At 72.3% G+C, this 8,036-nt stretch carries 6 protein-coding genes and 2 pseudogenes; 4 read left to right on the top strand and 4 right to left on the bottom strand.

What is annotated here, in order from left to right; genetic code table 11:
* Positions 1 to 61: 61 nt before the first annotated feature.
* Positions 62 to 622, top strand: a pseudogene (locus KBB57_RS19660) (IS630 family transposase); the annotation flags it as partial.
* A gap of 95 nt (positions 623 to 717) precedes the next feature.
* Here the strand turns inward: KBB57_RS19660 and KBB57_RS19655 are convergent.
* From KBB57_RS19655 to modA, 4 genes are all read right to left on the bottom strand, one after another.
* On the bottom strand, positions 718 to 1,059 hold the full coding sequence (locus tag KBB57_RS19655) for a winged helix-turn-helix domain-containing protein (protein ID WP_290753997.1): 342 nt from the start codon (positions 1,057 to 1,059) through the stop codon (positions 718 to 720).
* Between the two features lie 3 nt (positions 1,060 to 1,062).
* A complete protein-coding gene (gene modC / locus KBB57_RS19650) occupies positions 1,063 to 2,172 on the bottom strand; it encodes a molybdenum ABC transporter ATP-binding protein (protein ID WP_290753995.1) in 1,110 nt (369 codons plus the stop codon).
* 675 nt (positions 2,173 to 2,847) lie between these two features.
* Complete coding sequence (modB, locus tag KBB57_RS19645) at positions 2,848 to 3,549, bottom strand: molybdate ABC transporter permease subunit (protein WP_290753994.1); 702 nt, start codon at positions 3,547 to 3,549, stop codon at positions 2,848 to 2,850.
* Positions 3,550 to 4,105: 556 nt separating this feature from the next.
* Positions 4,106 to 4,888: a molybdate ABC transporter substrate-binding protein gene (gene modA, locus KBB57_RS19640; protein ID WP_290753992.1), complete on the bottom strand. Its 783-nt coding sequence runs from the start codon at positions 4,886 to 4,888 to the stop codon at positions 4,106 to 4,108.
* Between the two features lie 241 nt (positions 4,889 to 5,129).
* Between modA and KBB57_RS19635 the strand changes: the two are divergent.
* The 3 genes and pseudogenes from KBB57_RS19635 to msrQ form a co-directional block, all read left to right on the top strand.
* Positions 5,130 to 5,413 (top strand): annotated as a pseudogene (locus tag KBB57_RS19635) (transposase family protein); the annotation flags it as partial.
* 689 nt (positions 5,414 to 6,102) lie between these two features.
* Complete coding sequence (gene msrP, locus KBB57_RS19630) at positions 6,103 to 7,026, top strand: protein-methionine-sulfoxide reductase catalytic subunit MsrP (protein ID WP_290753990.1); 924 nt, start codon at positions 6,103 to 6,105, stop codon at positions 7,024 to 7,026.
* Entirely contained in the window at positions 7,026 to 7,652 is a 627-nt protein-coding gene (gene msrQ, locus KBB57_RS19625; protein WP_290753989.1) for a protein-methionine-sulfoxide reductase heme-binding subunit MsrQ, read from the top strand. Before msrP ends, msrQ begins: the two co-directional genes overlap by 1 nt.
* The last annotated feature ends 384 nt before the right edge of the window (positions 7,653 to 8,036 follow it).

The following is an 8,036-nucleotide window of genomic DNA, read 5'->3' as shown; positions in this document are numbered from 1 at the left end:
TAAGGTGACGCAGCCGCAGCTGCGGAAACGATCGCTCCGGGCCTTCAGAGAACTGCTGTGAATGAGCGTCGTCGGCGAGATCGGACAGGAGGAACCGTATGCGAAGACCCCCTTGACGACCGAACCCTCATGTAAGGACGAAGCCAGGGTGGGCCAGAAAGGCACGCTCACCCGGGTCTGGGCAAGGCGGGGCACGCGGCCGCGGGCCCCGCGCGACACCCGGTACAAGTGGGCCTACATCTTCGGCGCCGCCTGCCCGGGCCGCGGCGTCGCCGCCGGGCTGGTGCTGCCCTTCGCCGACGCCGCAGCGATGAACGACCACCTCGCGGAGATCGCCCGCGCCATCGCGCCGGGCGCGCATGCCGTCCTCCTGCTCGACAAGGCCGGCTGGCACAGAGCAGGCGCGCTCGTCGTCCCCGACAACATCTCCCTCGTCCTGCTCCCGTCCTACAGCCCGGAGCTCAATCCGGTCGAGAACGTCTGGCAGCACCTCCGCGCCAACTGGCTCTCCATAAGCGTCTTCGACGATTACGACGCCATCGTCGTCGCCTGCTGCGCCGCATGGAACCGCTTCGCGGAAAACCCCGACCTCGTCTCTTCTATCACCTCTCGGCAATGGGCCCCATGCCGCCTTCGCGTGGATAATCCTGCGGATAACTTGATGCCCATGCAAAATCACCCACATGACCAGCGTCCCACTGTGCGACATTTCCCCCATCAGGCCCCCGCGATCTCCTCCCGCAAGGCCGCCACATGCGCCGCCGCCGCCGTCTCCGCGGCGCGCTCGATCGCCCGGTAGCGGGCGACGATGGCGAGGCCGAGCGGGGTCAAGGCCGAGCCGCCGCCGCGCCGGCCGCCCTTGCTCGCCGTGACCACCGGCTTGCCGAAGGTCCGGTTCATGTCCTCCACCAGCAGCCATGCCTGCCGGTAGGACATCGCCATCCGGCGCGCCCCGGCCGAGATCGACCCCTCCGAGGCGATGTGCTCGAGGAGCGCCACCTTGCCCGGCCCGATGCGCCCCCCGGCCACGAGGTCGATCCTCAGGCTGATCGCGCCCATCCCTCACCCTCCTGCCGGGGTTGGCCCCGGCGCATTGCCGCGGTCGAACGACACCGCCTTGACGATGGCCCAGACCGGCACCCCGGGCCCGAGCCCCAGCGTCGCCACCGTGCGCCGCGTCACCCGGGCGAGCAGCGTCACCCCGCCCGCGTCCAGCCGCGCCAGCACGTCCGCCGCCGCGCCGGCCGTCTCGATGCCGGTCACCGTCGCCGGCCACACGTTCAGCGCGCTGATCCGCTCCGGCCGGTCGAGCGCCAGCATCACGTCGCGCGCCCGGATCCGCAACCGCAGCCGCGCCCCGACCGGGGCCTCGACCCGCGGCGCCAGGAGCGGCCCCGCCGCCGAGGCGAGCCGGCTCAGCCCGAACTCGGCGTCGTGCCCCTCCAGCCGCGCCTCGACCAGCGCCGCGGTGTGCTCGCGCTCCTCCGGGGCCGCGAGGTCGAGCCGCGCCAGCACCTCCCCCGCCGGCCCGCTCGCCGCCACCCGCCCGGCGGCGAGCACCACGATGTCGGTCGCCAGCCGCGCCACCTCGGCGATCGCGTGGCTGACATAGACGATCGGGATGCCCGCCTCGTCGCGCAGCCGCTCGACATAGGGCAGGATCTCTGCCTTGCGCGCCTCGTCGAGCGAGGCGAGCGGCTCGTCCATCAGCAGGAGCCGCGGGCTCGCCGCCAGCGCCCGCCCGATCGCCGCCCGGCTCCTCTCGCCTCCGGAGAGCGCGCCGGGCCTCCGGCCGAGCAGCGGCCCGATCCCCAGCATCTCGACGATGCGCCCGAGATCGGCCCAGCGCTCCCGCCGCGGCGTGAAGAACCGCCCGTAGCCGAGGTTCTGCGCCACCGTCAGATGCGGAAACAGCCTGGCGTCCTGGAACACATATCCGACCCGCCGCCGATAGGGCGGAACGAACCGCCCCTCCGCCACGTCGACCAGGGTCTCGCCCCCCACCTCGATCCGCCCCGCATCCGGCCGCAAGAGCCCGCCCACGAGGTTGACGATGGTGGTCTTCCCCGACCCCGACGGTCCGAACAGGGCCGTCAGCCCCCCGCCGCTCCGGAAATCCACGTCGAGCGTAAACGCCCCCGCCCGCCGCCGCACCTCAACGACCAGCGTCACCGCGCCCACCCCCACCCGCCGGCGCCCGGGTCATTGAACCCGCCGCCCCGCGACAACGCCCCGCCCGCCGCCGCAACCCGTCGCCGTCGTACCCCCGTCGTCCGCCGCATCCTGTCGGCCGGCGCCAGCCCATCGGACGAAGCCACCCCGTCGACCGGAGCTGCCCCACCGGCCGTTGTCCCTGCCGGCCATCGTAGTCCCTTCGGCCCTCGCAACCTCATCGGCCGAAGCTACCCCACCGGCCAGTGTAAACGCCAGCGATCCGGAGTCCTCCGCACGCCGTCCGAGCGCCCCGCCGCCCCGGCTTGCCCCCGCGCGCGCCGATGCGCCCGCGGGGGGCGCCGTCCAGCGCCCTCGCCCCCCGGGCCAAGGCTATCGCATTTGGCCGATGACCGTGATTGAGGCGGTTTCGGGCGCGATCCTCGTCGAAGGTGACGTCGAGCGCCCAGTGGAGGCAGTTCTCGATCGCCCAGTGGGCGCGGACGGCGGGCGAAGCTCTCGGGCGTGAGCCTCGCCGAGCTCAGGCAGTAGCGGGTCGAGCGGGTTGTCCGGCCGGCCCCCGGTCCCGCCTCGGTGCGGGTCGTCTCGACGCAGGCGAGGGTGGCGAGGCCGGGGAGGCGGGGTTCCGGGCCGACCAGTTCCGCCATGGCGACAGCGACGGGGGCCGAGCGGCCGTCAAGCGAGGTCCATCCCCCGCCGGATTCGGCGGGCGAGCAGCTCCGAAGCGATCAGCGCCCCCATGGCGATGGCGATCGACACCAGCGTCAGCCGCATCGCCCCCGACCCGCCCCCGGGGACCTGCAGCAAGGTGTAGATCGCCGTCGGCAGGGTCTGGGTCTCGCCGGGAATGTTCGACACGAAGGTGATCGTCGCCCCGAACTCGCCCATCGCCTTGGCGAAGGTCAGGATCATCCCGGCGACGATCCCCGGCAGGGTCAGGGGCAGGGTCACCGTCAGGAACACCCAGGCCGGTCCCGCCCCCAGCGTCGCCGCCGCCGCCTCCAGCCGTGGATCGACCGCCTCCATCGACAGCCGCACCGCCCGCACCAGGAGCGGAAACGCCATGATCCCGCAGGCAAGCGCCGCCCCGGTCCAGCGGAACGCGAACACCACCCCCAGATGCGCCTCGAGAAACGCGCCCACCGGCCCCCGCCGCCCGAAGGTCAGCAGCAGCAGATACCCCGTCACCACCGGCGGCAGGATCAGCGGCAGGTGGACGAGGCCGTTCAGGATCGACTTGCCGGGAAACTCACGCCGGGCCAGCACATGCGCGACGAGGATGCCGAAGGGCAGGCTGACCAGCGTCGCCCAGACCGAGACCCGGAGCGACAGCCGGACCGCGGTCCATTCCTCCGGACTCAGGCCCAGCCACTCCATCCGCCCCGCGATCCTCCCTTCGACCCCGCCGACCCCGCCCGGCCGTCGCTTTCCGGGCGCCTGCGCCTCGAACAGCCCGGCCACGCCGTCGCCCGGCAGGGAGGTCGAGGCGGCTCCATCTCCCGCCGCACGCCCCGGGCCTCACCGCGGCACGATAGACGATCGCCGCCTGGCTGTCCTCGTCGCCCCCACCCCCACCCCGGGCCCGGCGTCCACGTCAGTCCGCCCGGCCGCATCCCCGGGCCGGCGTTCCGGTCGCATGGTCGCCCGGGAGACCCCGCGATCCGCTCACACACTCCGCCGCCGTCGCCCAGCTTACTTCCCCGGCGCCGTGAACCCCTGCGCCTCGAACAGCCTGGCGCCACACCGCCTTGCAAGTCGAGGAACGCTCCCGCCTCCGGGCTCCCGCCACATTCGTCACCACGGCCGGACGGCGATCGCGCAGGGCTGTGCCCTGGAACGTCCCCGCCGACCGCATCCCGGCCCGGCGTTCAGGTGCATGGTCACCCCGAGAGACCCCGGCATCCCCGCTCACACCCCGCCGTCGCCGCCCGGCTCACTTCCCGAGCACCGTAAACCCCTGCGCCTCGAACAGCCCGGCCGCCTCGTCTCCCTGCAGGAAGTCGAGGAACGCCCCGGCCTCCGGGCTCGTCGCCCCGGTTGTCACCGCGGCGGGATAGACGATCGGCGCATGGCTCTCCTCGGGGAACGTCGCCACCACCCGCACCCCGGGCTCGGCGTTCGCGTCCGTCGCATAGACCACCCCGAGCGGCGCCTCGCCCGTCGCCACCAGCGCCAGCGCGGCGCGGACATTCTCCGCCTGCGCCAGCCGGTCAGCCACCTGGTCCCAGAGCCCGAGCGTGGTCAGCGCCTCCTTGCCGTACTTGCCCGCCGGGACGGAATCGACCTGCCCCATGGCGAGCCGCCCGTCCCCGAGCGCGCCCGCAAGATCCGCCCCCGAGGCGAGCTCGACCGCCGCCCCGGACCCCGCCGGCGCGACCAACACCAGCCGGTTGCCGAGCAGCGCCACCACGCTGTCCTCCCGCACCAGCTTGCGCTCGACCAGATAGTCCATCCACGGAACGTCCGCCGAGACGAAGACGTCGGCCGGCGCGCCCTCCTCGATCTGCCGGGCGAGCGCCGAGCTCGCCGCGTAGGAGATCTGCGCCGCGTTCCCGGTCTCCTCCGCCCAGGCGCCCGCCACCGCGTCGAGCGCATTCTTCAGGCTCGCCGCCGCAAAGACCGTAACCTCCGCCGCTGCCGCTGGCGCCGCAAGACCCGCCGCCACCGCCAGCCCGGCCAGCATCCCCCGCACCATCGGAATGCTCCGCTCAAACATCTCGTCCCTCCCGATATCCCTGTCGTTGTCGAGCCATTTCATACAGGCCGCTCCAATCGATGTATATTGGCGAGCACAATAAATGGAAGCAGAAATCGCGCTCCCGGCACCCCGCGAGAGCGGGGGGATCGCTTGAACGGCAGAGGGTTTCCGGCATGGGATGCGCTCTGATTCATGAGGGACCTCGAAGCAGCGAGGTTCCTGACGGCAGGCAAGGCGTTCATCGACCCACTTTTCGACGATCGAGGATCCCCGGCGGGCATGGAAGGTGGTCTACCCGTTGCCGGAGATCCTGCTCGTCGTGCTCTGCGCGGCGCTTGGCGGCGCGGAGGAGTTCGTCGAGATCGCGCGCTGGGGGCAGGGAAGCCCGACTTCCTTCGGCGCCTCCTGCCCTGCGAGCGTGGGATCGTCTCGCACGACACTGTGAGCGACGTGATGAACGCGCTGCCGGCGGAGCTCTTCGCCGAGCGCTTCACCGCCTGGATGGAGGGTCTACGCGAGACGGCGCCCGACTTCGAGGCGCTCGGGCTCGGGCTCGCGGAGGTGCGGTCGCGGCGGGACGTCGGCGGGCGCGGTCCGAACGGGGCGGGACGCAGGGCCGGTAAGGGGATCGAATCTCGTCGGCGAGGGCCGGGGCGCGCCTTGACCCCGGCCAGGCCCGGGCGGGGCCGAGGCGGGTCCAGTCGGGGCGATGCGTCGGCAGACCGTCGCGGATTGCTCTACGGAGGCGGTCGGCGCGGCTGACCGGGACGTGGGGCCGGGTCATGCCAGCGCGATCAGGACATGTCGCGAGGGCAGGGCGGAACCCGAGGGAGCGACCACGGCCGGGATCCGGCGAGGGCGCGGCGCGACCCGGTCGCGGCGACACGTCGGCAGACGGCCGTGGAAATGCTGCAAGTAGCGCCCGACGGCGCTGAAGCGAGGCGCCGCCGCCGGAGATCCGATGGGCGGGCCTATCGGGCAGCGCCCCCGAGGAAGCGGCCGGCGCGGCTGGACGTGGGCGTGGACGTGGGGCGGTCCGGTCAGGGCGAGCGCATCTCGTGGCGGGGCCGAGGAGCGCCGGGAGAGAGCGGCCCTGGCCGGGCGGGCGGGTCAGGTCACGGCGAGTTTATCGGGGCGGGCGAAACGATGGGACGTCGCGCGGCGACGTTGTGGCAACGTAGGGCCGGGGCCGCATCCGCGAGGCGGGCGGCGCGGCCGGGTGGAGGATCGTCATGCTGGTTCGGCTCCGACCGAAAATCCCGTTCTCCGAGGTGACGCCGCGGGCGGACTACCTGCGCCGGCGCGAGCTGCTCGCCGCCGGCGGCGCGCTGGCGCTCGGCGCCGTCGCGGGCCTGCCGGCGCTGGCCGCCGACGGCTACTCGACGGACGATCCGCCGATCTCGCTGGAGAACATCACCTCCTACAACAACTTCTACGAGTTCGGCTGGGACAAGGGCGATCCCAAGGCCAACTCGGGCGATCTCGTCACCCGTCCCTGGACGGTGAAGATCGACGGGCTGGTGGGCCGGCCGGGGGACTACGCGCTCGAGGACATCGTGAAGGCGGCGACCATCCGGGACCGGACCTACCGGCTGCGCTGCGTCGAGGCCTGGTCGATGGTGATCCCCTGGCAGGGGTTGCAGCTCTCCGACCTGCTCGCCCGGGCCGAGCCGGCGGGCTCGGCGAAATACGTGGCGTTCCAGACGCTGCTCAGGCCCGAGCAGATGCCGGGCCAGCGCAGCCTCTTCGGCGGGATCGACTGGCCCTATGTCGAGGGGCTGCGCCTCGACGAGGCGATGCATCCGCTGACCATCCTCGCGACCGGGCTCTACGGCGAGGACCTGCCGAGCCAGAACGGCGCGCCGCTGCGGCTGGTCGTGCCGTGGAAATACGGGTTCAAGTCGATCAAGTCGATCGTGCGGATCACCCTGACCGAGGCGCAGCCGCCGACGACGTGGAACCTGCTGCAGCCGCAGGAATACGGCTTCTACGCCAACGTGAACCCGGAGGTCAGCCATCCGCGCTGGAGCCAGGCCTCGGAGCGGGTGGTCGGCGGCGGGCTGCTGGCGAAGCGCCGGGACACCGAGCCGTTCAACGGCTACGCCGACGAGGTGGCGGGGCTCTACGCCGGCATGGACCTGCGGCGGTTCTACTGATGCAGCTCGCCGATCGGGTGAACCGGGCGCTGCGGCGCGTGCCGGTGGCGCCGCTCTACTGGGTGGCGCTGCTGCCGGCCGGCTGGTGGCTCATGCTCGGGTTCGCGGACCGGCTCGGCGCCGACCCGGTGCGGGCGCTCGAGCAGGAATACGGGATCCGGGCGTTGCAGTTCCTCGTCGCGGCGCTGGCGGTCACCCCGCTGCGGGCGCTGACCGGGGTGAGCCTGCTGCGGTTCCGGCGGTTCTTCGGGATGACGGCGTTCTGGTACGCGCTGGTGCATCTCGCGGTGTGGGTCGTGCTCGACCGGCAGCTCGACTGGCCGCGGGTGGCGGAGGACCTGACGCGGCGGCCCTGGGTGATTCTCGGCATGTCGGCGTTCCTGCTGCTGCTGCCGCTGGCGGCGACCTCGACCGACCGGGCGCTGCGCCGGCTCGGGGCGGCGCGCTGGCGGCGGCTGCACCGGCTCGCCTATCCGGCGACGGCGCTGGCGGCGCTGCATTTCGTCTGGCTGGTCAAGGCCTGGCCGCTGGAGCCGCTCGTCTACGCGGCGGCGGTGGCGGGGCTGCTCCTCTACCGCGCGGGGGCGGCGCTGCGCCGGCGGGCGCCCCGGGTCGCGGCGGGGTAGGGGAGCCGACCGGCGGGACATTGCGGAAATTCAAGGTGCTGGGGCGCGCGGCACTGTGCGGCCGGGCCGGACCCCGCTGCGGGGGATAACAAAATCGTCACGAAACGTGCTTTTCCGCTTGCGCGACTCCCTCGCCCTCAATATGTAGCCCGTCACCGCCGGCGGGGTCGACCCTCCGGATGGTGAAGCGGTGGATGTGAGGCGGCACGAAACGCTGTCAGTTGATGGCGGTTCGGGTGCCTTGTTGTCTGCGGCACGCTCTTTGAAGTTTGATATCGATTGAAGGGATATGTGGGCGGTCTGGGTCGTTGATCGACGTTGGATTGTTTGCATATCGGCCCGTTAGGCGAGAGCCGATGATACGGGTGTCAGCTTCACCGTTTG

Source organism: Amaricoccus sp. (assembly GCF_017993425.1).
GTDB lineage: Bacteria > Pseudomonadota > Alphaproteobacteria > Rhodobacterales > Rhodobacteraceae > Amaricoccus.
This window is presented reverse-complemented; position numbering and strand designations above follow the sequence as displayed.